Genomic DNA, 22,371 nt, shown 5'->3' on the forward strand with positions numbered 1-22,371 from the left:
CTTGTTGTCTGGACCTGCCCCGTGGCGGACAGCCATCGTTCCCTCGCGCCGAGTATGTCGCGAGGTTTAAAGACTTTCCACCCCCCATGACGGGTATGCGATCCGAAATTTCGCGCGTGCGTCTCAGCCGCGCCAGAATTCCGGGTTCAGCAGCGCAATGATTGCCAGCGTTTCGAGCCGCCCGACCACCATCGCCGCAGCCAGCACCATGCGCGCGCCGTCGCCGAGCGCGGCATAGGACAGCGCCGGTTCGGTCGTGACGGTGGCCAGGGGGCCGGTCGTGGTCAGCGCCGCGACGCTCAGCACCATCGCCGCCTCGAAATCGATTCCCGCGGCGCCAAGCGCCACCATCGTCACGGTGACCGACAGCGCGAAGAGCATGAAGAAGACAAAGGCGATCTGTGCACCCTGCCGTCGGATGCGCCGCGCGAACGCACCCGCGCCGCCCACCGACGAGGGGTGGACAAGCTTTTCCATCTCGCGCACCCCATGCTTGTAAAGCGCGTAGATGCGCAGGAGTTTCACGCCCCCCGCGGTCGTCGCGACCCCGCCGCCGAAGATCGCCAGCCCGACCAGGATCAGACCCGGCGTGGCCAGCCCCGACCAGCTTTGCGCCTCGGCCCAGTCGGTCGACACGAAGCCCGTGGTGGTCAGAAACGAAGTCACCGTGAAGACCGCCCCCCAGAGCGCGCGCAGCGCCGCGACGCTGTTCTCGTCGGCCTGCAACTCGTAGGCCCCCAGCCAGTGCCGCGCGAACAGGAACAGAGTCACCGCCCAGGCGATCACCACGCCCATTCGCAGTTCCATGTCGTTCTTCAGCGACCGCCAGCTTTCGGCACGGAAGTCGAACATGAAGGTCTGCCGGGTAAAGGCGAAGAGGAAAAAGCCCCAGAGGAAGATCTCGCCCACGATGCCGCTCTGCCCGCCCGGCACGCCGCCCACCGGCGAGATGCCCGAGGTAGACAGCACCGACATCGCGTGGCAGGCCGCCACCAGCGGTCCCTCGCCCGCCACCAGCATCAGCACCCAAAGGCTGGCGGTGAGGCCGATATAGATGGGTGCCAGCCGCCGGGCGAACCGGACCAGCCGCCCGCGCGGATCCGCGGCCTGGCTGGACACCGCGCCCCTGCCTTGCGCCCGGCCGATGCCGCCGGCACCCGCGGTCACCTCGAACCCGCCCAGATTCATCGGCGCGAGGATCGAAATCGCCGTGACCCAGAGGAAGAACCCGCCAAGCCATCCCACCAAGGCGCGCCACAGATGCACCCCCGAGGACAGCCAGACCGGTTCATAAAGCGTGGCACCCGTGGTCGTCAGGCTCGAGACCATCTCGAAATAGCCGTCCAGATAGGTCGCCCCCGGCACTGACTCGACGAAGGGCACGGCCAGCATCACCGGCATCAGCGTATAGAAGCCGAGCATCGACAGCAGGTGGCTGCGAGCCTGGTTCTCGACCCGGTTCTCGATCGTGGCCAGCCCGATCAGCGCGGCCAGCACGCTGAACAGCAGCCCCGAATAGATGAAGCTGCGCGCGGTCAGCCAGTCGCGTTCGGCCAGGGCCACGCCCACGGGCAGGAACATTGCCAATGCCCCGATCCCCATCAGGATCACCAGAAGCGGAAGATCATAAAGCCGGTGCATGGCCTCAGAAGAAGTCGATGGAGACCTGCAACAGGCGCTCCACTTCCCGGACGTCCGCGGCCAGCGCGAAGATCGCGACCACGTCGCCCTCCTCGATGCGGGTGTCTCCCTTTGGACGGATCACCTTGCCGCCCTTCATCACGCCGCCGATCAGTGCGCCTTCCGGGAAGTCGATGTCCTGTACCCGCTTGCCCGCCATCGGCGAGGTCGACAGCACCTGCGCCTCAAGCACCTCTGCCTCGGCATCGCCGATCGAATAGACGCCGCGCACCCGGCCGTGGCGGATATGGCGCAGGATCGAACTGACGGTGGTGGCCCGCGGGTTGATATAGGCGTCGATGTCGAGCGGGCCCATCAGCGGCACCAGCGAGGGGTCGTTGACCAGAACGATTGCCATCGGGCAGCCCGCCAGCTTGGCCCTGACGGCCGCCAGCAGGTTGGTCTTGTCGTCGTCGGTGACCGCCAGAACCGCGTCGGCGCGCTCGATATTCGCCTCTTCCAGCAGGCTGACGTCCAGCCCGTCGCCATGCAGCACGATCGTCCGTTCCAGCGCGTCGGCTGCGGTCTCGGCGCGGGCGCGGTCCTTTTCGATCACCTTGGCGCGGATGCGGTCCTCGCGCTTTTCCAGCGACTGTGCCACGGCGAGCCCGACATTCCCGCCGCCGATGATCACCACCCGCTCCTGCTTTTTCGTGGACTTGCCGAAGATGTCCAGCGTCCGGTTCACATCCTCGATATGGGAAAAGACATAGATCTGATCCTCGGGGAAAAGCTGGTCGTTCGGATCGGGCGCGAACAGCGTGCCCTCGCGCCGCACGCCCACCACGACGGCCCGCAGCGTCGAGAACAGGTCGGTCAGCTGGCGCAAGGGCGTGTTCACCACCGGGCAGTCGTCTTCCAGCGTGATGCCCAGAAGCTGTGCCTGCCCGCCGAGAAAGCTTTCCGTGTCGAAGGCGGCGGGGGCCGCGATCCGTTGCAGCGCCGCCTCGGCCACTTCGCGTTCGGGGCTGATCACCACGTCGATCGGCATGTGATCGCGGCGGTAGAGGTCGGAATAGATCGCGGTCAGGTAGGATTGTGACCTCAGCCGCGCGATCTTGCGCGGAATGGCAAAGATCGAATGAGCCACCTGGCAGGTGACCATGTTCACTTCGTCGGACTGGGTCGCGGCGATGATCATGTCGGCGTCCCGCGCGCCTGCCCGTTCCAGGATGTCGGGATAGGAGGCGTGCCCGGTAATCCCCTGGACGTCCATCGCATCGGTCGCCCGCCGGATCAGGTCGCTGTTCAGGTCGACGATGGTGACGTCGTTCTTTTCGCCCGAGAGGTGGCGGGCGATCTGCCAGCCGACCTGGCCCGCGCCGCAGATGATGACCTTCATTCACGCCATCCGACTGGGGGAACACGCCCGATGCATCGCAGATGCCCGCGGGCCGGTCAATCGGCGGCGGTTCCGAACTCTTCCTCTTCGTCCTCGAAATGGGCGATCCGCGCGCCGGTCTTGGCCGAGGTGACGACGCCCAGCGATTTCAGCTTGCGGTGCAGCGCCGAGCGCTCCATGCCGACGAAATTCGCGGTCCGCGAGATGTTGCCGCCAAAGCGGTTGATCTGGGTCAGAAGGTATTCGCGCTCGAACAGCTCGCGCGCCTCGCGCAAGGGCAGGGTGGCCAGCCCGGCCGACAGGACCATGCGCCCCTCGTCGGCCACGCTTTCCGAGGGCACCGGCAATTCGGCTGCGGTGATCTGGTCGGTTCCCTCGCCAAGGATCAGCACCCGCTCGATCACGTTGCGCAACTGCCGCACGTTTCCGGGCCAGGACATGGTCTGCAACAGCGCCTCTGCCTCGTCGGACAGCGCCCTGAGCGGCAGGCCCTGAACCCGGTTGAATCCCTGGATGAAGTGGCGGGCAAGCTCGGGAATGTCCTCGCGGCGCTCGTCCAGTGCGGGCACCCCGATCGGCACCACGTTGAGCCGGTGATAGAGTTCCTCACGGAATGTGCCGGCAGCGATCGCGGCATGCAGGTTGCGGGTGGTCGACGAGATCACGCGGATGTCGACCCGCACCTTGTCGGTGCCGCCGGCGCGCTGGAACTGCTGGTCGACCAGCACGCGCAGGATCTTGGACTGGGTGCCAAGCGGCATGTCGGCCACCTCGTCGAAATAGAGGATGCCGCCATGGGCCTGTTCCAGCAGGCCCGGCTCGACCCCGCGGGCCGCGCTTTCCCGGCCGAACAGCACCTCTTCCATCCGCTCGGGCTCGATCGAGGCGGAACTGACCACGACGAAGGGGCCGTTTGCCCGTGTGGACTGGGCGTGGATATAGCGCGCGGCGACCTCCTTGCCCGCGCCGGGGGCGCCGGTCAGCATCACGCGCCCGTTCGATTTCGTCACCTTGTCCAGCTGGGATTTCAGCGCCTTGAAGGCCGGGCTCGACCCGATCATGTCGGCCTGCGTGACATCCTTGCGGCGCAATTCCTGGTTCTCGCGGCGCAGGCGTGAGGCTTCCATCGCGCGGCGGATCACCACCAGCAACTGGTCGATGTTGAACGGTTTCTCGATGAAGTCATAGGCGCCCTGCTTGATGGCGGCGACCGCGATCTCGATATTGCCGTGGCCCGAGATGATGACCACGGGGATGTCCGGGTTGTCACGCTTGACCCTGGACAGGATGTCGATCCCGTCCATGTTGCTGTCCTTCAGCCAGATGTCGAGGATCATCAGCGCGGGCGGTTCGGCGTTGATCTCGGCCATGCACTGGTCGGAATTCGCGGCCAGCCGCGTGGTATAGCCCTCGTCCTGCAGGATGTCCGCGATCAGTTCGCGGATGTCGCGCTCGTCGTCGACGATCAGGATGTCGCCCATGTCCTACTCTCCGGATACCGCTTGTTTCGTGGTGTCGATCACGGGTTCGTCTGCCCGGTCCGCCTTGGCCACCGGCAGGTGGATCACGGCCATCGCGCCCCGGTGCGCGCCCGGCGCGAAGGGCTCGGCGTCGACCAGTTCCAGCGTGCCGCCATGTTCCTCGATGATCTTCTTGACGATCGGCAGCCCCAGCCCGGTGCCGCTGTCGCGCGTGGTGACATAGGGCTCGAACAGCCGCGCGCGGTCCTCGGGCAGGCCGATCCCGTTGTCGGCGATCTCGATCAGGCCGGCGCCGTCCTCGCGGGTCAGGCGCACCCGGATCTCCGCGGCAAAGCCGTCCGGCGCCCCCTTTTCGCGCCGGGTTTCAATGGCCTCGCCCGCGTTCTTGATAAGGTTTGTCAGCGCCTGGCTGATCATCGTCGGGTCAAGCTCGGCCGGCATCGCGCCTTCGGGCAGGTCGGCGACAAAGCGCACATCCGGCTGGCCGCTTTCCTGCAGCACCAGCGCGTCGCGGACCAGCGCGGCAAGATCGACGGGTTTGCGTTCGGGTTCGGGCATGCGCGCGAACTTCGAGAATTCGTCGACGATCCGGCGCAGATCGCCGGTCTGGCGGACGATCACGTCGGTATACTGGTCCAGCGTCTCGGCCTGGTCACCGACAAGCGGGCGGAACTTGCGCTTGATGCGTTCGGCCGACAACTGGATCGGGGTCAGCGGGTTCTTGATCTCGTGGGCGATGCGGCGGGCGACGTCGCCCCAGGCGGCCATGCGCTGTGCGGTCACCAGATCGGTCACGTCGTCGAACGCCACCACATAGCCCTCGCGCCGCCCGTCCGCGCCGCGCCGCGTCGCCATCCGGACCAGCAGGTTCTCCATCTTGCCGCTTCGGATCAGGCGGATCTCGTCTTGCGCGGTCGCGCGGCGCTCGGACCGCAGACGCTCGAAGAGCGCGCCGAATTCCGGCACCACGACCTTCAGCTCCTGCCCGTTGTCGCGCGCCTCGTCCAGTTGCAGCAGCATCAGCGCCGACCGGTTCACGAACTCGACCCGCCCCTCGGCATCCAGGCCCATCACGCCCGCGGTCACCGACGAAAGCACCGAGTCGAACAGCCGGCGCCGCCGTTCCGTCTGGCGGTTGTTTTCCAGAAGCGCGTCGCGCTGGCCCTTGAGCTGGCGGGTCATCTGGTTGAACATCCGGCCCAGCATTGCGATCTCGTCGTCGCCGTCTTCCTCGCGCACATGCACGTCCAGATCGCCCGTGCCGACGCGCTGGGCGGCACCGGCCAGCCGCCCGACCGGGCGCGACAGCCGTTCGGCGAACCACAGGCCCAGCCAGACAGCGGCAAGGATCAGGATCACCGCGAACCCGAAATAGAGAAGCCCGAATTCGAACAGCACGCGTCCCCGGTCGCTTTCAAGCTGCTGGTAAAGGCGCGAGGTTGCCTGGGTGTCGTCGAGCAGGCTGAGAAGTTCGCCGTCCACGCTGCGCGAGATGTAGAGAAAGCGGTCGACATAGGCGTCAAGCCCGACAAGCGCGCGGAACTCGTTGTTGTCCCAGTCCTCGATGATGACCGTCTCGCCCTCGCTGGCGCGGTCGATCTCGGTCGGGGCGGGTTGTTCGTAGTCGAACAGGTAGGACCGTTCGCCGCGTGCCTTGATCTCGCCCGCGCCGTCGATGACATAGGCTTCCTTGAGGCCGCGCTGGACCTTGGCCTGGGCCTGGGTCAGAAGCTGCCGCAATTCCCCATCCGGCAGGAAGAACGTCGCCTGCTGCGCGATGTTGAGATAGCCCGCCAGCGTCTGGGCATCGGCCGCCAGGTCGCGGCGGTGTTCTTCCTCGTAGGCCTCGGCGGCCGACAGCGAGGCGCCGACCACGTTGCTCACCCGGTCCGAGAACCAGCCTTCGAGGCCGATATTGATCGTGAGCCCCGCGAAGATCGCCACCAGAACGGTCGGCACCAGCGCGATCGTCGCGAAGACGCCGGTCAGCCGCAGGTGCAGCCGCGAGCCCGCGGAATGGCTGCGTCGCGCCGCGACCATGCGCGCGATCTGGCGAAAGACCAGGGCCGCGACGACCAGGGAATAGACCAGATCGGCCAGCAGGATCGCGCGCAGCCCGTGCGAAGTCGCGCCCTGGTCGAGCGGGCCGAGCAACAGGAAGGTGCCGATCGCCAGGACCGGCCCCAGAACGACAAGACCCAGCGTTGCAGCATTCTGCACGCGCCGCGACGGCCGTCTGTGGAATAGCCGATCAAAAGCCAACCGGCCCGTGGCGCTGGCCACTGCTTGCCTCGTGTCGTTGCGCCGCTGGGCGCGGCCTCGCTCCCCGGCGCGCGCCTGGATTCTGCGGATTCAAGGCAACGCGCTGTTGCGAATTTACATCAACTTGCGGCGGCGAGTCACGCGAATATCAAGGTCGGTGATCTTTTTCCTCAAGGTATTGCGGTTGATGCCCAGAAGATCGGCACATTTTGCCTGGTTGCCGCCGGTCGCGTCTAGGGCGATTTCGATCAGGGGCATTTCAACCTCGCGCAGAATTCGCGCATAAAGCCCCGGCGGCGGCAGCACGCCGCCATGCAGATCGAAATAGCGTTTCAGATGCTTGGCCACCGAGGCCGACAGTTTCTCACCCTCGCCGCCGCCCACCAGGGGCTCGATCTCGGGCTGGTTGCCCAGAACCGCCTCGACTTCGGCACGGGTGATGACCTCTTCGGGGCTGGTGACGACAAGGCGGCGCACCGTGTGTTCCAGCTGGCGCACGTTGCCGGGCCAGCTGTAGGCACGGATCAGGTCCATCGCATCGGCGGCGATCGTCCGCCGCGCCGCGCCGTCGCGTTCGGACCGTGCAAGGAAGTGTTCGGCCAGAAGGGGGATGTCGTCTACCCGCTCGCGCAGGGACGGCACCGCGACGGTGACGCCGCCCAGGCGGTAGAACAGGTCCTGGCGGAACTGCCCGGCCTCCATCCGGCCCATCAGGTCAGTCTGGCTGGTGGCCATCACCCGGGGCGCGGTGTCGCCGAAGCTGTCCAGCATGCGCACGATGCGGGCCTGGGCCTCTTCGGTCAGATCGGCCACCTCGTCGAACAGGATCGAGCCGCCGCGCGCGCGGGCGGCCAGCGTCGAGGGTCCGTCGACGCCTTCCAGGTCGCCGGCGGTGGCGATCACGAAGGGCAGCGAGCGGCGGTCGGAAAAGTCGTGGATCGCGCGGGCGATCAGCGACTTGCCGGTGCCGGATTCGCCGGTGATCAGCACCGGCAGGTCGGCGTTCATCACGCGGGCCACCAGCCGGTACAGCGCCTGCATCTGCGGCGTGCGGCCGACCAGCGGCAGGTCGTCCTGTTCGCCCGGGGGCGAGACGTTCTCGGTGCTGGGGCGCACCCGGCGCTTGGTTTCCAGGGCGCGGGCCGCGCGTTTCATCAGGTCGGGCAGGTCGAAAGGTTTCGGCAGGTAGTCATAGGCCTCGGCCTCGGCGGCCTGGATCGCGGTCATGATGGTGTTCTGCGCCGAGATCACGATCACCGGCAGGCCGGGGCGTTCCTGACCGATCTTGGGCAGCATCTCCAGCCCGTTGCCGTCGGGCATGATGACGTCCGAGATCACCAGGTCGCCCTTGCCCTCGGACACCCAGCGCATCAGCGTGGTCAGCGAACTGGTCGCATGCACCTTGCAGCCCGCCCGCGTCAGCGCCTGGGTCAGCACGGTGCGGATCGTGCGGTCATCGTCGGCGACAAGAACGGTTCCGTCCATCAGCTGTCATCCTCTTGGGGTTTGGGGGCGACCGGCAGCGAGATGCGGAAAACGGTGCGCCCGGGCACCGAGTCGACCGCGATCCAGCCGCCATGGTCGTTGATGATCTTGGACACCAGCGCCAGGCCCAGCCCGGTGCCGTTCTCGCGCCCCGACACGAAGGGCTCGAACACGTCCGAGGCGATGTCGGGGGGCAGGCCCGGCCCATTGTCGATGATCTCGACCTGCAGGGGCACCGGCACGCCCGAGCCGTCGGGGTGACGCATGCGCAGCGACAGGTCATAGAACGTGTGCAGCCGGATCGTGCCGCCGCCCCGCGGGGCGGCCTGGGCGGCATTGCGGATCAGGTTGGTGAAGACCTGCATCAACTGGTCGGCATCGGCCCAGGTCGGCGGCAGCGAAGGGTCGTATTCCTCCTCGATCCGCATGCTCGCGGCATAGCTGACCAGCGCCGACTTGCGCGCGCGGTCGAGCACGTCGTGGATGTTCACCGCCTTGCAGTTGGGCGGGCTGAGATTGCCGAACTGCTCGACCTGGTCCAGCAGCTTCACGATCCGGCGGCTTTCGGCGACGATCAGGTCGGTCAGTTCCAGGTCGCCGTTCTTGAGGTTCATCGAAAGCAACTGCGCGGCCCCGGTGATGCCCGCGAGCGGGTTCTTGATCTCGTGGGCCAGCATCTCGGCCATGCCGATCGCCGATTTGGCGGCCGTCTTGACCGAATGTGCCCGGCCCAGCCGTCCCGCGATCTCGCGCGGGCTGACCAGCAGCAGAACGTGTTCGGCCTGGTCGTTCATCGGCGCTATCTGCAGGTTGCACTCGACCGGCGCGCGGGTGCCGGGGCTGACCTCGACATCGTTGATGAACAGCGCGGCGTGATTGGCGCGGACCCGGGCAAAGGCCTCGTCCAGCGGCGCATCGACCGCCAGCCGGTCGAACACGGGCGATTCGCGCAGCGTCCTGATCGTGGCGTTCATGAACAGCTCGGCCGCGGGGTTGATCGCGGCGATCCGGTCGTCGGCATCCAGCAGGAAGGCGGGGATCGGCAGCGCGGTCCAGATCGGATCCTGGTCAAGCGTCATGCCGCCACCCTTTCGCCGTGCCCGTCCAGCGCCTCGGGCAGCAGCGCCAGAACGCGGGCGGGGTCGCGTTCGGTCAGGATGGTGCGGCGCAGACCCGGGTCGGTGGCCGCCTCGTCCATGTACCAACCCAGATGCTTGCGGAACACGCGCAGGCCAAGTGCGCGCCCGTAGAAGGTAAGCGATGCCTCGCAATGCTGCGCGACCATCCCGGCGAAGGCGCCGCCAACGGGGGCGTCGGGCTGGGGCCGGTCCGCCAGGCGTGCGGCGATCTGTGCCAGGACCCAGGGCCGCCCCTGCGCGCCGCGCCCCACCATCACCCCGTCCGCGCCCGAGGCCGCGAGCGCGGCCCCTGCGCTGGTGGCGTCTACGATGTCGCCATTCGCGATCACGGGCACGGCGACCGCCTGCTTGACGGCCCGGATCGCCGCCCAGTCGGCCCGGCCGCTGTAGAACTGGCACCGGGTGCGGCCATGAATCGTGATCAGCCGGACCCCGGCCGATTCGGCGCGGGCGGCCAGATCGGGGGCGTTCAGCATGCCCTCGTCCCAGCCCAGCCGCATCTTCAGCGTCACCGGCACGCGGACCGCGCCCACCACCGCCTCGATCAGCCGCAGCGCCCGGTCCGGATCGCGCATCAGCGCCGAGCCCGACATTCCCCCCGTCACCTTTCTGGCCGGGCAGCCCATGTTGATGTCGATGATCCGGGCGCCAAGACCCTCGACCATCCGCGCGGCCTCGGCCATCCAGCGGGGATCGCGGCCGGCAAGCTGAACCGCTGTCGCCTGGTCGTCCAGCCCCAGCGCCGCACGCTCGCGCACGCCCGGCCGGGCCTGAACCATCTCCTGGCTCGCCACCATTTCCGACACCACCAGCCCCGCGCCGAACGAGGCGACCAGCCTGCGAAAGGGCAGGTCGGTGATGCCGGCCATGGGGGCCAGCAGCACGGGCGGATCCAGCGGGATATCTGCCACCTGAATGGACAAGTGATTAATCCTTGTGCAGTTGTCTTGGATGTAGCTTGCGGCCCGCAGAAATACAATCGGGGGGCGGTACGCGCGAGGCATGAAACGGCGATTGCCTAAAATTTACGCAGTCAACCTCGTCCTTTTGCCCCATTGCCCCGCAGCGCAGCCCCGCCTAAAGAGGCGCGAAGCGGTTCGGGGGCAGGGCATGACAGTCACGGCGATCATCGTTGCCGCGGGGCGGGGTACCCGGGTGGGCGGCGACCGTCCCAAGCAATATCAGCCGCTTGCGGGCCGCGCGGTGCTGGGCCGGACGGTCGCGGCCTTTGCCGCGCATCCCGCCGTTTCGGGGCTGGTCGTGGTGCTTCATCCCGACGATGCCGATCTTTTCGCCGAAGCGGTGGCCGGGCTCGATCTAGCCGCCGTTACCGTGCCCGGGGGCGCGACCCGGGATGCCTCGGTGCAGGCCGGGCTGATGGCGGTGCCCCGCGGCACCACGCGCGTGCTGATCCATGACGGGGCGCGCCCGCTGGTCGCCCCCGCGCTGATTGACCGGGTGATCGCGGCGCTCGACACCTGCCCGGGGGCCGCACCGGCGTTGCCGGTGACCGACGCGCTCTGGCGGGGCGAGGGCGGTCGGGTTCTGGCCCCCCATCCGCGCGAGGGGCTGTTCCGCGCGCAGACGCCCCAGGGCTTTCACCTCGACGCGATCCGGGCGGCGCATGCGGCCCACCCAGGGGGTGCCGCCGACGATGTCGAGGTGGCGCTGGCCGCGGGCCTTGACGTGGCCATCGTCGAGGGGGATGAGGACAACCTCAAGATCACCCATAGACAGGATTTTGCCCGCGCCGAGCGGGTCTTGCGGGAGAAGACCATGGACATTCGCACCGGCAACGGTTTCGACGTGCACGCCTTCTGCGAGGGCGACGGGGTGATCCTGTGCGGCGTGAAGGTGCCGCATGACAAGGCGCTGAAGGGCCATTCGGATGCCGATGTCGGCATGCATGCGGTGACCGACGCGATCTATGGCGCGCTGGCGGATGGCGATATCGGCCAGCACTTCCCGCCCTCCGACCCGCAATGGAAGGGCGCGGCCTCCGAGATCTTCCTGAAGCATGCCGTGGCGCGCGCTGCCGAACGCGGCTACCGGATCGCCAATGCCGATCTCACGCTGATCTGCGAGCGGCCCAAGATCGGCCCCGTGGCGGGCGCGATGCGCGCCGAGATGGCGCGGTTGATGGGGATCGATCTCGACCGGATCAGCGTCAAGGCCACCACATCCGAGCAACTTGGCTTTACCGGCCGCGAGGAAGGCATCGCGGCGTTGGCCTCGGTGACACTGGTGCGGCCTTGAGCCCGGCGCGCTTCGTCGCCACCTGGTTCGGCGTTGGCCTTCTGCGGCCGGCCTCGGGCACATGGGGATCGCTGGCGGCATTGCCGCTGTTCTGGGCGCTGCACGTCCTGGGCGGTCCCTGGCTTGCCGTGGCGGCGACACTGACGGTTCTTGCCGCGGGCTGGTGGGCGATCGGCGCGGCTTCGCCCGGGGCCGCCGATCCCGACCTGTCGGAATACGTGATCGACGAGGTGGCGGGCATGTGGATCGCGCTTTTGCCGGTCTCGTTCGGTGCCGCCGCCGCCGGGGTGGGGATACTCGACCTCTACCCGGGCTGGATCGCGGCGTTCCTCGGCTTCCGCCTGTTCGACATCTGGAAACCCGGGCCGATCGGCTGGGCGGACCGGCAGAAGACCGCGCTGGGCGTCATGCTGGACGATGTCCTTGCCGGGATTGCCACGGCGCTGGTGGTGCTTGCCATGGCGGCGATCTGGCATATCCTGCTGATGTGAACATCAAGGCGCAAACCCTCGTGGCCCTGGCCCGTGACCACGGGCTGCTGGTCGCCACCGCCGAAAGCTGCACCGGCGGAATGGTGTCGGCCGCGATCACCGACATTCCCGGGTCGTCCAAGATGTTCGACCGGGGCTTCGTCACCTATTCGAACGCCGCCAAGCAGGCGCTTCTGGGCGTCCGGACGGAAACGCTTGCCGCCCATGGCGCGGTCTCTGAAGAGGTGGCCGCCGAGATGGCGGCGGGCGCGCTGGCCCGGTCCGAGGCCGATCTGGCGGTCGCGGTGACCGGCATCGCCGGGCCCGGCGGGTCCGAGCACAAGCCCGAGGGGCGGGTCTGTTTCGCCCTGGCCCGGCGGGGCGCAGCGGTCACCACCGAAACCGTTGAGTTCGGCGCGCTTGGCCGCGACCGCGTGCGGGCCGCCAGCCGCGATCAAGCGCTGGACCTGTTGATCGGTGCGCTGGGCGGGGCCTGAGGCGCCCGGCGCTCAGGCCGGCACCACCGCCTCCTGCGAGAGCAGCCTGGCCAGCGCCTCGGGGTCGGGACCGGCGCCTGCCATGCAGACCGCCTCCAGCCGCGCCGCCGTCTCGCGGCCCAGAAGGCTCGCCGCCTTGGCCCGCAGCTTGTCCGACCGCAGGCCCAGCGGCAGCGGCGCATCGAGGTCATGCGCGCCCTCCCGGGGGCCCTCCCGGGTCTCGACGATCACCCGGGCGGCGGTCTCGGGCAGCGTCTCGTCGGCCTCGACCCGCACCCGGTCGCGCAGGCGGATCAGCGCGGGATCGGCGCAGGCGGCGTCCGAGAACGTGGACAGAGCCGCGGTATCGCGCCCGGCCAGCACCATCGCCGCGATCAGCCGGTAGCTGAACTTGGCGCCTAGCCCGGTGTCGGGCGCGGGCTGGTTGCAGACGCGCAGCCAGCGCGGATGGGTCACGACCCGGATCGCCGTCACGGCGTCCACATCAAGCGGCAGCAGGCCGCGCAGCGCCTCGATCATCGCGTGGGTCCCGTGGCAACAGGCATGGAACTTGTGGCTGACGGTCTCGAAGAGCCAGCGTTCGCCAAGCCCGTCCAGCGCGCCTTCGTCCGCCACGCCGGCATGGGTTTCCCCGAAGCCCTGCAACCCTTCAAGGCCCTGCGCGTTCGACGTGAAGCCCCGCGCGGCGAGCAGCGCCGCCTCCACCCCGCTGGCGGCGGCGTGACCGGCATTGAAGGGCTTGCCCATGGTGCCGAACTGCGATTTCAGCCCCGAGGCGAGTGTCGAGACGATCCCCAGCGCCAGCGCCCCGTCCGCCCCCAGAAGCCGCGCGCCGGCCAGCGCCGCACCAAAGGCCCCCGCCGTGCCGGTCTGGTGGAACCCCACCTGGTAATGCCCGCGCCCCAGCCAGACACCGACGCGAATGGACGCCTCGACGCCCACCAGCGCGGCATCGAGAAACGCCGCCCCGTCCGCCCCGGTCTTCTGCGCCAGCGCCAGTGCCGCAGGCACCACGGCGACCGAGGGGTGACCGATATGGGCGAAATGGGTGTCGTCGTAGTCCAGCGCATGCGCCGCCGCGCCATTGGCCAGCGCCGCCGCGCGGGCGGGCACGCGGGCTGCATCGCCCACCAGCGCGGCCTGCGGCGCACCCGCCTCCTCCAGCACCAGCGCGCGGACGATCCGGGAAACGGGTTCCTCCGCGCCCGCGATCGCGCAGGCCGCCCAGTCCATTACCGAAAGCCGCATCATCGCACGGGCAGCCTCGCCCGGCGCGGCGCCCGCCGCGAAACCCGCGAGCCGTTCGGAGATTTCCATAGCCCCCTCCATCCTGATGCGCCGCACCCTGCCGCGGGCGGGCGGCGGCGGCAAGAGGGGGCAGGGATCAGGCGGCGGGGGTGCCGTAAAGCGCCTCGGCGCGGGATTCGAAGGCGCGCACGATGCGCAGCATCGCCTCGTTGAACACGGCGCCGATCACGCCTTGCAGCACGCGGTTCTTGAACTCGAAATCCACGAAGAACTCGACCTTGCAGCGGCCCTCGGCGACGTCTTCGAAATGCCAGTAGGATTTCAGGTACTTGAACGGCCCGTCCAGATATTCGGTGTCGATCCGGTGCAGGCTGGGCCACAGCGTCACCCGGCTGCCGAAACGTTCGCGGAACACCTTGAACGAGATCACCAGATCCGCCTCCATCAGTTCGTGATCGCCGAAATCGGTGCGCCGGCGGATGCGTGCCGCCGCCGTCCAGGGCAGGAACTCGGGATACGACGCCACGTCGGCCACCAGATTATACATCTGCCGGGCCGTATAGGGCATCTCGCGGTTTTCGGAATGTCTGGGCATGATCCCGTTTGTCTGCTGACAGTGGGCTGCCATTTCTGCTAGTGAGCGGCCGAAATCAAGGGGGAAGGCATGGGTGAGCGACCCTATGTCATAGACGAGATGCTGTCGGCCAAGACGATCGCGGCGCGCGTCGAGGCGCTGGCGGGCGAGATCACGCGGCATTTTTCCGATACCGACAAGCTGGTGGTGGTCGGGCTGTTGCGCGGTTCCTTCGTGTTCATCGCCGATCTCGTGCGCGAACTGCGCCTGCCCGTCGAGGTCGATTTCATCGAGACCTCGTCCTATGGCAGCGGCATGGAAAGCTCGCGAGAGGTGCGCATCCTCAAGGACTTGCGCGGCAAGATCGAGGGGCGCGACGTGCTGGTGGTCGAGGACATTGTCGATACCGGGCATACGTTGGCCCATGTGCTGCACCTGTTGCAGGCGAAAAAGCCCCGGCGGCTGGAATCCTGCGCCCTTCTGGACAAGCCGTCGCGGCGCGAGATCGAGGTTCGGGCCAGTTGGGTCGGGTTCGAGATCCCGGACGAATTCGTGGTGGGCTATGGCATCGACTTTGCCCAGCGCAACCGCAACCTGCCCTATATCGGTTCGGTCCGGTTCACCGGATGACCCTGCACTGGCTTTTGCGCGCAAGGCGCTGGGCGCAGAACCCGCCCGGTGCGGCCCGCGTGCGGCTGGTTCCGGGTGTTGTCGCGCTTTGCCTGGTGCTGGTCGAGTGGCTGGTCGGCCTGCCCGATGCGTTGGGGGTGACGTCCGGCGCGCGCGGGACCATCCAGCCCTGAGGCCATCCCGGGCGGTGCGGCGGGGGAAAGGGGCGGGACCACCACGACCGTAGAGGCAACTCATTCCCGAGGACCTGTTCATACAGGTGGGCACCAGGTAACCGGGCCAGGGCCCGGACAGAGCCAGCTCCCTCGGATTTGCTTAAGGCCACCGGAATTTGACCTCGTCACGGGAAGGGCAGAACCGCCTGACCGATGAGATAGGGCAGGGCGGGGGCGGCTGCAAGACTTGCCAGGTGTTCATGGATTGTTCATCATGCAGGCCATGCAACCCGCGACCCACCTTTCGTCCCCCGCGCTGACCCCCGGCCAGCAGATCGCCCGCGGCGTCTGCCGGCATTTGCGCGACCTCGGTTTTGCCTGTGTCGAGGAACTGGTGCCCGCGGGCGGCCTGCGGGTGGACGTGATGGCGCTGGGACCGAAGGGCGAGATCTGGATCGTCGAATGCAAGTCGTGCCGGGCGGATTACGCCGCGGACCGCAAGTGGCAGGGCTATCTCGGCTGGTGTGACCGGTTCTTCTGGGCGGTGGGTCAGGATTTCCCGGTGGACCTCCTGCCCGTCGAAACCGGGCTGATCGTGGCGGATGCCTACGGCGCCGAGATCCTGCGCGAGGCGCCCGAGACGCGGCTTGCGGGGGCACGGCGCAAGGTTGTCACGCAGAAATTCGCGCGCCACGCGGCGCTGCGGCTGCAGGCGTTGAAGGATCCGGCGCTCAGCCCTTAGGCCGGGGCGGAGTCTTCGCCGGTTTCGCGCCGATTGCCCGGGCGCTCGCGGCGGCGGCGCGCAGTTCGTCGGCGATCTCCTCGGCCTCGTCCGGGTCGAAATCCAGCGGCAGCTCGATCCCGTCACCCTCGACATAAAGCCGCACCATGCCCAGGCTTGTCGGCCCGATCTGCAGGTTGGCGGAGATGTCGCTCTCCTTGTCGATGCCCATGGCGGCCCCCTCGGAAATGTCAGGCGATGTGGGTTAGCGCGTCACCCCCGCGCTGGCAAGCGCAAGCCGACAACGGGGCTTGCAATGCGGGCCGGGGGACGCTAAATCGCCCGCACAGTGCCGCCTTAGCTCAGTTGGTTAGAGCGCTGGATTGTGGATCCAGAGGTCCCCCGTTCAAGCCGGGGAGGCGGTACCATTCACTCAATTCACCGTCATGCCCCTTGCCTTGGGCCCTGTTCCGCGGACAGCTATGGTCCGAGGAGGAACCGGGATGCTTGATGGAGCGATGCGCCGGCTGATCGACCCGCCGCTCGACCGACTGGGCCGCGCGCTGGCGGCGCGCGGGGTCACCGCGGATGCGGTGACGCTGGCGGGGCTGGTGCTGGGCCTCGCCGCGGCCTGTCTGATCGCGCTGGGCTGGCCGGGGATTGCGCTGGGGCCGCTTCTGGCCAGCCGGCTGGCGGACGGGCTGGACGGGGCGGTGGCGCGGGCCACCCGCAAGACCGACTTCGGCGGCTATCTCGATATCGTCAGCGATTTCCTGTTCTACGGCGCGGTGCCGCTGGGCTTCGTGGTGCTGGACCCGGCTGCGAACGGTGCGGCGGGGGCCTTCCTGCTGACCAGCTTCTACATCAACGGCGCGACGTTTCTGGGCTTTGCGATTCTGGCCGAGCGGCGGGGGATGGAGACGCGGGCGCGCGGCGTGAAGTCGCTCTACTTCACCGGCGGGATCCTCGAAGGCACCGAGACCATCGTCTTTTTCGTGGCGCTCTGCCTGTGGCCATACTGGTTCGCGCCGCTCGCCTGGGGCTTCGGCGTCCTGTGCTTCGTGACCGCGCTCAGCCGCGTGCTGCTGGCGCGCAAGGTCTTTCCGCCAGGCTGAGCGCCGGAAACCCGCGCGTGGCCCGTGCTCAGGGCGCCCAGGTCAGGAAGTTCGCGATCAGCCGAAGGCCGGTGGCCTGGCTTTTCTCGGGGTGGAATTGGGTGCCGACCATGGTGCCGCGCCCGACGATGGCGGTGACCGGCCCGCCGTAATCGACATGGGCCAGCAGATCGCCAGGGTCGGCCACGCGGAACTGGTAGGAGTGGACGAAATAGGCGTGATCGCCGGTGGTGACCCCGTCGAGCACCGGGTGGGGGGCGTCGATCACGAGGTCGTTCCAGCCCATATGCGGCACCTTGAGCGCGCCATCGGCGGGGTCGATGCGCACCACCTCGCCGCCGATCCAGTCGAAGCCCGGCGTTTCGCTGTATTCCAGCCCGCGGGTCGCCATCATCTGCATGCCGATGCAGATGCCGAGGAAGGGGCGCCCCCCGGTGACCACCACCTCTTCGATCGCCTCGAACAGGCCGCGATGGTCGAACAGCTCGCGCCGGCAGGCGGGAAAGGCGCCGTCGCCGGGCAGCACCACGCGGTCGGCGCGGCGCACGGTGTCGGGGTCGGAGGTCACCAGAACCTCGCCCGCGCCCTGTTCGCGCGCCACGCGTTCGAACGCCTTCTGGGCCGAGTGCAGGTTGCCCGACTCGTAATCGACGATGACGGTCAGCATGCCCTTACAGCGCCCCCTTGGTCGACGGGATCGCGTCGGCCTTGCGCGGGTCGGTTTCGACCGCCTCGCGCAGCGCGCGCGCCACCGCCTTGAACGCGGCCTCGGCGATGTGGTGGCTGTTGATCCCGTGCAGGGCGTCGACATGCAGGGTGATGCCGCCATGGGTGGACAGCGCCTGGAAGAATTCGCGCACCAGTTCGGTGTCGAACCCGCCGATCTTGGCCGTCGGGAAATCGACGTTCCACACCAGGTAGGGCCGCCCCGACAGGTCGAGTGCCGCGCGCACCAGCGCGTCGTCCATCGGCAACAGGCAGGCGCCGTAGCGGCGGATGCCGCGCTTGTCGCCCAGGGCCTGTGCCAGCGCCTGACCCAGCGCGATGCCCACGTCCTCCACCGAATGGTGGTCGTCGATATGGGTGTCGCCCGCACAGCGGATGCGCATGTCGATCAGCGAGTGGCGCGCCAGCTGGTCCAGCATGTGGTCGAAGAACCCCACGCCGGTCGCCATGTCATAGGCGCCGCTGCCGTCGAGGTCGATCTCGACCGCGATATCGGTTTCCGCCGTCTTGCGGGTGATGCTGGCCTGCCGCATGGGCGCGCCTCCTTCTGCTGTGCGCCTCCCTTACACCGCGGCCCCGCGCCCTTCCAGCCCCGGGCGCGGCTTTTGCCGCTTGCCGGGGCGGGACGGCCTCAATAGGGTCTGGCCGAGATGCCGAGAGGAGCCCCCAGATGTCGAGCTGTGTCTTCGTTCAACTGCGCTGTCGCCCGGGCAAGACCTATGACGTCGCCGAGGATATCGTGCTGCGCGAGATCCATTCCGAGCTGTATTCCACCAGCGGCGAGTTCGACCTGCTGCTGAAGCTGTACATTCCCGAGGGCGAGGATATCGGCAAGTATATCAACGACCGGCTGCTGGATATTCCCGGCATCGAACGGTCGCTGACGACGCTGACATTCAACGCGTTCTGAGGGGCGGGCCGTTCAGCCGGGAAGCCCGTCGATCTTGTCCAACGCTGCCAGATCGTCGTCCCACTCCGCGCGGCTGGCGAAGCAGATATGCGCGTCGGGCCGGATCTCGACCCGGCTGTCGAGGGACCCCGCCGGCACGACGATCCCGCCGTCATCCGGCTGTGCGAAGGGCAGCGCCGAGCCGCATTGCATGCAAAAGCATTTCACGTGCCGTGAGCCGGGAAGCCGGAAGGTTCTGGTGTTTTCCTGACCCGACAGCCAGGTGATCGTCGCCCGGGAAGAAAACAGGTTCGCCGAATGGGCCGAGCCGCTGTCCTTGCGGCAGCGCGCGCAGTGACACAGGAAAAAGCTGTCGAACGGCCCCGTGATCTGGAATGTCACGGCCCCACACAGGCACTGTCCGTTTGCGAGTTCGTCCATCGGGGGCCTCGTTCTGGGGTCGTGACTGCGCCCGCGGTGCGCCGGGGCGTTTTCCGGTCGCCGCACCCGGACGCAGGATCAGGTCGCGCGGTCAGGCGTCCTTCGCCGGTTCCTTCAGGTCGTTGGGCACCGCATCCTGCGGCACAGGCCGGGGTTTGCCGTTCTCGTCGATGGCCACGAAGGTGAACACGCCGCGGGTGACCTGTTCGGTCCATTCCTGGCAGCGCGGGCGGTGCCAGGCGCGGACCTCTATCCGCATGGAACTGCGCCCCACCTTCAGAAGCCGGGCATAAAGCGTCACCTCGTCCCCGACCTGCACGGGCTTGTGGAATTCCATCTCGTCCACGGCGATGGTAGCCGCCCGACCGCGCGACACCCGCGCGGCCACGTTGCCCGCGGCAAGGTCCATCTGCGCCATCAGCCAGCCCCCGAAGATGTCACCCGCGGGGTTGGTGTCGGCGGGCATGGCGATGGTGCGGATGACGGGTTCGCCCTTTTCAGGGGTCAGGTCGGGCATGGGCGCGGGCTCCTCGTGGCTGGCAGGGGTCGCGCGCCCTATAGCGGCTTGGCCGCGCGGGGGAAAGACACCCGGCACGGCAAGGCGTCAGCCGGGGCCAAAGCCCAGGTAGTGTCTCAGTTTGAAATTTGACCGTGCGGGGCGGCCCCTCACATGTAAGCTTAGCGCAACGCATACAGGAGACACCATGCCCACCGGACCCAAAGGTCAGAAGCGCCTCGCAGACGTGATCGGAAACGCCGTAAAGATCGCCAGGATTGCCACGGGTGAGGAAGCCGACACGCCAGAGGACGATGGCAAGGACAAGGCGGTGCAGGAGATGGGTCGCAAGGGCGGTAAGGCTCGGGCGTCGAGTATGACGCCCGAACGGCGCGCTGAGATCGCCAGGAAAGCCGCCGCCAAACTATGGCTCAGCAAGCACTGATGATGATTCGCTAGCGAAAATGCTTGCAGACCATACGCAGCAAGCATATAGAACCATGCATTGTAGCAAGCATGGTGCAGATATATGCCGGATGATCGCCAAAGCCGCGGTGGAATGGAGAGGGCGAAGCGCCTCTCCAAGGAGGAGCGGAGTCTCATCGCCACCAAGGCGGCTCAGTCGCGCTGGGCGAAGGTAAAGGACCCCAGTCGCATAGCTGAAGCCGTTTCGGATGGTGTGTTGCAAATCGGTGACGTGGGCCTCGATGTCTACGTACTCAATGATCGTCGGCGCGTCATCAGCATGAGAGCCATGGGCCGGGCGCTCGGGATGAAGTCTGAGGGTGGCAACATTTTCTCCCGAACAATGGCACGGAAGGGGGTAAGATCCGCGCTGAGCCAAAAAGTCATAGATGCAGTCGAAAATCCTATTTATTTTAAGCCATTGAATGGAGATCTGGCATATGGATGCGAGGCCGAGATACTGATTGAGGTTTGCGATGCTCTGATTGAGGCTCGGAACGAGGGTAAGTTAGCGTCATCGCAGAGATTTTTGGCAGTCCAGGCTGAGTTCATCATCCGATCCGCCGCTAAAGTGGGCATCATTTCGCTCGTAGATGAGGCGACCGGCTACCAGGACAAGACGAAAGACGAGTATCGCAAGCTCTTCGACAAATTCATTCGGGCGGAGTTCCGTCAGTGGGAGCAAGAGTTCCCGGACAAGTTCTTCGACATGATCTACCGCCTGTATGGTCTGAAGCGGCAGAAGCCCGATTCGACACGACATCCTCAGTTCTTTGGGAAGTTTATCCGCAAGTACGTCTACTACCCCTTGGCAAACAGCAATGGGGCTATCCTCGAAAGGCTCGAAGAGAAAAACCCGGTCGTCTACGATAACGGTGGCCGACGTCACAAGTTCTTCCAGTACCTGACGGAAGAGATCGGCATGAACGCTTTCCGGCAGCACCTTTGGCAGGTCGTCGGGATCGGCGAGGCATCTCAAGATAAGAGGCAATTTGATCGCGGCTTCTACCGAGCGTTCCCTGAGGCTGCGCCGCACAAGACGTCAGATCAGATGGAGTTATTCCCTGATCTTGATCAAAATGCGTGACGGTAAGCACTAAGTTTCATATATTAGGAGCATGAACAAGCTGCCCACCCATAAGCGCGTAATGATCCTGAACATACTGGTTAAAGGCATGTCGATGCGCTCTATCAGCCGAACCCAAGAGGCGCGGTCCATACAGAAAGCGCACTCATAAAGATTCAAACTGAGACACTACCAAAGCCCAGATGCACCTTGACCGCCCGGGTCCGGTCGCTCGCCAGGCGAAAGGCGGCCTCGGCCTCGTCCAGCGGGCAGGTGCGGGTGACGATGGGGCGGACGTCGATCCGGCCTGCGCCGATCATCGCGACGGCCTGGGCGAATTCGGTATCGAACCGGTGGGTACCCTGGATCGTGATCTCCTTGCCGACGACGACATTGACGGGGATCGGCAGATCGCCGGTCACCCCGACCTGCACCAGCCGCCCGCGCGGGCGCAGCGCGGCGATGGCCGAGGCCAGCGCGGGCGCCGCCGCCGAACATTCGAAGGCCACGTGGAAATGTCCCTTGTCGGCGGCGTAGTCCGCCATCGCGCCGGGCTCGGCCGCGACATTGATGGTGCGGGTGGCCCCCATCTGCCGGGCGATGTCCAGCGGCAGGTCCTGCAGATCGGTCACCACCACCTCGGCCGCGCCCGCCTCGGCCGCGACGGCGGCGGCCAGCGCGCCGATGGGCCCCGCGCCGGTCACCAGCACGCGCAGGCCCGACAGTGGCCCGGCCATGTGGTGTGCGTGAAGACAGACCGCCAGCGGCTCGGCGCAGGCGGCCTCGCTCAGGCTGGTGCCTTCGGCCACCGGTACGCATTGCGCGGCGTCCACCACGATCCGGTCGCGAAACAGGCCCTGCACATGGGGAAAGCGCATGGCCGAGCCGCTGAACCGCATCTCAAGGCAGTGGATCGGCATCCCCTCGCGGCAATAGGCGCACTGGCCGCAGGGCCGGCTGGGGTTGATCGCGACCCGCGTGCCCGGGGCAAGGCCGGTGACGCCGGGGCCGGTCTCCAGCACGGTGCCCGCGGCCTCGTGGCCCAGGATGATCGGCTCGCGCACCCGGATCGGGCCGAAACCGCCGTCCTGGAAATAATGCAGGTCGCTGCCGCAGATGCCGCCTGCGCCGATGGCGACCAGCGCCTCGCCGGGGCCGGGCGGGGCGACGGGCCGGGTTTCGATGCGGATATCGCCCTGCCCGTGCAGGATGCAGACGCGGGTGTCCATCGGA

25 protein-coding genes, 1 tRNA gene and 1 other RNA gene are annotated in these 22,371 nt (G+C 67.3%); 11 read left to right on the top strand and 16 right to left on the bottom strand.

Going from position 1 to position 22,371, the window contains the following annotated elements:
* Window positions 1-123: 123 nt before the first annotated feature.
* The 7 genes from EV655_RS10395 to dusB all read right to left on the bottom strand — a co-directional run bounded on the left by EV655_RS10395 (window position 124) and on the right by dusB (window position 10,312).
* Window positions 124-1,641, bottom strand: coding sequence for a TrkH family potassium uptake protein (locus EV655_RS10395; RefSeq protein ID WP_132544521.1), 1,518 nt, complete (start codon window positions 1,639-1,641; stop codon window positions 124-126).
* Window positions 1,642-1,645: 4 nt separating this feature from the next.
* On the bottom strand, window positions 1,646-3,022 hold the full coding sequence (gene trkA / locus EV655_RS10400; protein ID WP_132544523.1) for a Trk system potassium transporter TrkA: 1,377 nt from the start codon (window positions 3,020-3,022) through the stop codon (window positions 1,646-1,648).
* A gap of 56 nt (window positions 3,023-3,078) precedes the next feature.
* A complete protein-coding gene (gene ntrX, locus EV655_RS10405; protein WP_132544525.1) occupies window positions 3,079-4,503 on the bottom strand; it encodes a nitrogen assimilation response regulator NtrX in 1,425 nt (474 codons plus the stop codon).
* Window positions 4,504-4,506: 3 nt separating this feature from the next.
* Entirely contained in the window at window positions 4,507-6,786 is a 2,280-nt protein-coding gene (locus EV655_RS10410) for a sensor histidine kinase NtrY-like (RefSeq protein WP_424511314.1), read from the bottom strand.
* Between the two features lie 93 nt (window positions 6,787-6,879).
* Window positions 6,880-8,250 (bottom strand): response regulator, encoded by a 1,371-nt coding sequence (locus EV655_RS10415; protein ID WP_132544528.1) that lies wholly within the window; start codon window positions 8,248-8,250, stop codon window positions 6,880-6,882.
* Entirely contained in the window at window positions 8,250-9,329 is a 1,080-nt protein-coding gene (locus EV655_RS10420; RefSeq protein ID WP_132544530.1) for a two-component system sensor histidine kinase NtrB, read from the bottom strand. Before EV655_RS10420 ends, EV655_RS10415 begins: the two co-directional genes overlap by 1 nt.
* Window positions 9,326-10,312: a tRNA dihydrouridine synthase DusB gene (dusB, locus tag EV655_RS10425; RefSeq protein ID WP_243645049.1), complete on the bottom strand. Its 987-nt coding sequence runs from the start codon at window positions 10,310-10,312 to the stop codon at window positions 9,326-9,328. The genes EV655_RS10420 and dusB overlap by 4 nt, the downstream gene beginning before the upstream one ends.
* A 187-nt stretch (window positions 10,313-10,499) precedes the next feature.
* Between dusB and EV655_RS10430 the strand changes: the two genes are divergently transcribed.
* Genes EV655_RS10430 through EV655_RS10440 form a run of 3 tightly spaced genes read left to right on the top strand, consistent with a single transcriptional unit; the run spans window position 10,500 to window position 12,612 of the window.
* The gene (locus tag EV655_RS10430) at window positions 10,500-11,645 is read left to right on the top strand and encodes a bifunctional 2-C-methyl-D-erythritol 4-phosphate cytidylyltransferase/2-C-methyl-D-erythritol 2,4-cyclodiphosphate synthase (RefSeq protein ID WP_132544534.1); all 1,146 of its coding nucleotides are present in this window, start codon (window positions 10,500-10,502) and stop codon (window positions 11,643-11,645) included.
* On the top strand, window positions 11,642-12,136 hold the full coding sequence (locus EV655_RS10435; RefSeq protein WP_132544537.1) for a phosphatidylglycerophosphatase A family protein: 495 nt from the start codon (window positions 11,642-11,644) through the stop codon (window positions 12,134-12,136). Before EV655_RS10430 ends, EV655_RS10435 begins: the two co-directional genes overlap by 4 nt.
* 2 nt (window positions 12,137-12,138) lie before the next feature.
* Window positions 12,139-12,612: a CinA family protein gene (locus EV655_RS10440; RefSeq protein ID WP_132544619.1), complete on the top strand. Its 474-nt coding sequence runs from the start codon at window positions 12,139-12,141 to the stop codon at window positions 12,610-12,612.
* Window positions 12,613-12,624: 12 nt separating this feature from the next.
* Here EV655_RS10440 and EV655_RS10445 read toward each other — a convergent pair whose 3' ends face one another.
* On the bottom strand, window positions 12,625-13,929 hold the full coding sequence (locus tag EV655_RS10445) for an MmgE/PrpD family protein (protein WP_132544539.1): 1,305 nt from the start codon (window positions 13,927-13,929) through the stop codon (window positions 12,625-12,627).
* 67 nt (window positions 13,930-13,996) lie between these two features.
* Window positions 13,997-14,455 carry a type II toxin-antitoxin system RatA family toxin gene (locus EV655_RS10450; protein ID WP_132544541.1) on the bottom strand — a complete coding sequence of 153 codons (459 nt, stop codon included), beginning with the start codon at window positions 14,453-14,455 and terminating at the stop codon, window positions 13,997-13,999.
* A gap of 69 nt (window positions 14,456-14,524) precedes the next feature.
* Here EV655_RS10450 and hpt point away from each other — a divergent pair, with 69 nt between their 5' ends.
* On the top strand, window positions 14,525-15,064 hold the full coding sequence (gene hpt / locus EV655_RS10455) for a hypoxanthine phosphoribosyltransferase (RefSeq protein WP_132544543.1): 540 nt from the start codon (window positions 14,525-14,527) through the stop codon (window positions 15,062-15,064).
* Complete coding sequence (locus EV655_RS18650) at window positions 15,061-15,237, top strand: hypothetical protein (RefSeq protein WP_165905321.1); 177 nt, start codon at window positions 15,061-15,063, stop codon at window positions 15,235-15,237. Before hpt ends, EV655_RS18650 begins: the two co-directional genes overlap by 4 nt.
* A gap of 31 nt (window positions 15,238-15,268) precedes the next feature.
* Here the strand turns inward: EV655_RS18650 and ssrS are convergent.
* A non-coding RNA gene (gene ssrS / locus EV655_RS10460) (6S RNA) lies at window positions 15,269-15,425 on the bottom strand.
* A gap of 77 nt (window positions 15,426-15,502) precedes the next feature.
* Here ssrS and EV655_RS10465 point away from each other — a divergent pair.
* Window positions 15,503-15,961 (top strand): MmcB family DNA repair protein, encoded by a 459-nt coding sequence (locus EV655_RS10465; protein WP_132544545.1) that lies wholly within the window; start codon window positions 15,503-15,505, stop codon window positions 15,959-15,961.
* Here EV655_RS10465 and EV655_RS10470 read toward each other — a convergent pair.
* Complete coding sequence (locus EV655_RS10470; protein WP_132544547.1) at window positions 15,951-16,172, bottom strand: DUF6324 family protein; 222 nt, start codon at window positions 16,170-16,172, stop codon at window positions 15,951-15,953. The two genes, EV655_RS10465 and EV655_RS10470, sit on opposite strands and share 11 nt — an antisense overlap.
* A gap of 119 nt (window positions 16,173-16,291) precedes the next feature.
* Between EV655_RS10470 and EV655_RS10475 the strand changes: the two genes are divergently transcribed.
* Both EV655_RS10475 and EV655_RS10480 read left to right on the top strand, forming a co-directional pair.
* A tRNA-His gene (locus tag EV655_RS10475) sits at window positions 16,292-16,368 on the top strand.
* Between the two features lie 75 nt (window positions 16,369-16,443).
* Window positions 16,444-17,055 (top strand): CDP-alcohol phosphatidyltransferase family protein, encoded by a 612-nt coding sequence (locus tag EV655_RS10480; RefSeq protein WP_132544549.1) that lies wholly within the window; start codon window positions 16,444-16,446, stop codon window positions 17,053-17,055.
* 28 nt (window positions 17,056-17,083) lie between these two features.
* On the opposite strand, the gene hisH is transcribed toward EV655_RS10480, so the two are convergent.
* A complete protein-coding gene (gene hisH, locus EV655_RS10485) occupies window positions 17,084-17,722 on the bottom strand; it encodes an imidazole glycerol phosphate synthase subunit HisH (protein WP_132544551.1) in 639 nt (212 codons plus the stop codon).
* Window positions 17,723-17,726: 4 nt separating this feature from the next.
* On the bottom strand, window positions 17,727-18,314 hold the full coding sequence (gene hisB / locus EV655_RS10490; protein ID WP_132461013.1) for an imidazoleglycerol-phosphate dehydratase HisB: 588 nt from the start codon (window positions 18,312-18,314) through the stop codon (window positions 17,727-17,729).
* A gap of 137 nt (window positions 18,315-18,451) precedes the next feature.
* Between hisB and EV655_RS10495 the strand changes: the two genes are divergently transcribed.
* The gene (locus EV655_RS10495) at window positions 18,452-18,691 is read left to right on the top strand and encodes an Lrp/AsnC ligand binding domain-containing protein (RefSeq protein WP_132544553.1); all 240 of its coding nucleotides are present in this window, start codon (window positions 18,452-18,454) and stop codon (window positions 18,689-18,691) included.
* Window positions 18,692-18,703: 12 nt separating this feature from the next.
* Here EV655_RS10495 and EV655_RS10500 read toward each other — a convergent pair whose 3' ends face one another.
* A complete protein-coding gene (locus tag EV655_RS10500) occupies window positions 18,704-19,111 on the bottom strand; it encodes a GFA family protein (protein ID WP_132544555.1) in 408 nt (135 codons plus the stop codon).
* A 91-nt stretch (window positions 19,112-19,202) separates the two neighbouring features.
* Window positions 19,203-19,628 carry an acyl-CoA thioesterase gene (locus tag EV655_RS10505; RefSeq protein WP_132544558.1) on the bottom strand — a complete coding sequence of 142 codons (426 nt, stop codon included), beginning with the start codon at window positions 19,626-19,628 and terminating at the stop codon, window positions 19,203-19,205.
* A 187-nt stretch (window positions 19,629-19,815) separates the two neighbouring features.
* Between EV655_RS10505 and EV655_RS10510 the strand changes: the two genes are divergently transcribed.
* Together EV655_RS10510 and EV655_RS10515 are read left to right on the top strand one after the other, a co-directional pair.
* Window positions 19,816-20,052, top strand: a complete 237-nt coding sequence (locus EV655_RS10510) for an RNA-binding protein (RefSeq protein WP_132544560.1) — start codon at window positions 19,816-19,818, stop codon at window positions 20,050-20,052.
* Window positions 20,053-20,136: 84 nt separating this feature from the next.
* Window positions 20,137-21,159 carry a P63C domain-containing protein gene (locus tag EV655_RS10515; RefSeq protein WP_132544562.1) on the top strand — a complete coding sequence of 341 codons (1,023 nt, stop codon included), beginning with the start codon at window positions 20,137-20,139 and terminating at the stop codon, window positions 21,157-21,159.
* Between the two features lie 155 nt (window positions 21,160-21,314).
* Here EV655_RS10515 and EV655_RS10520 read toward each other — a convergent pair whose 3' ends face one another.
* On the bottom strand, window positions 21,315-22,367 hold the full coding sequence (locus tag EV655_RS10520; protein WP_132544564.1) for an L-idonate 5-dehydrogenase: 1,053 nt from the start codon (window positions 22,365-22,367) through the stop codon (window positions 21,315-21,317).
* Window positions 22,368-22,371 lie beyond the last annotated feature (4 nt).

It is taken from the genome of Rhodovulum euryhalinum, from assembly GCF_004342445.1.
Lineage (GTDB): Bacteria > Pseudomonadota > Alphaproteobacteria > Rhodobacterales > Rhodobacteraceae > Rhodovulum > Rhodovulum euryhalinum.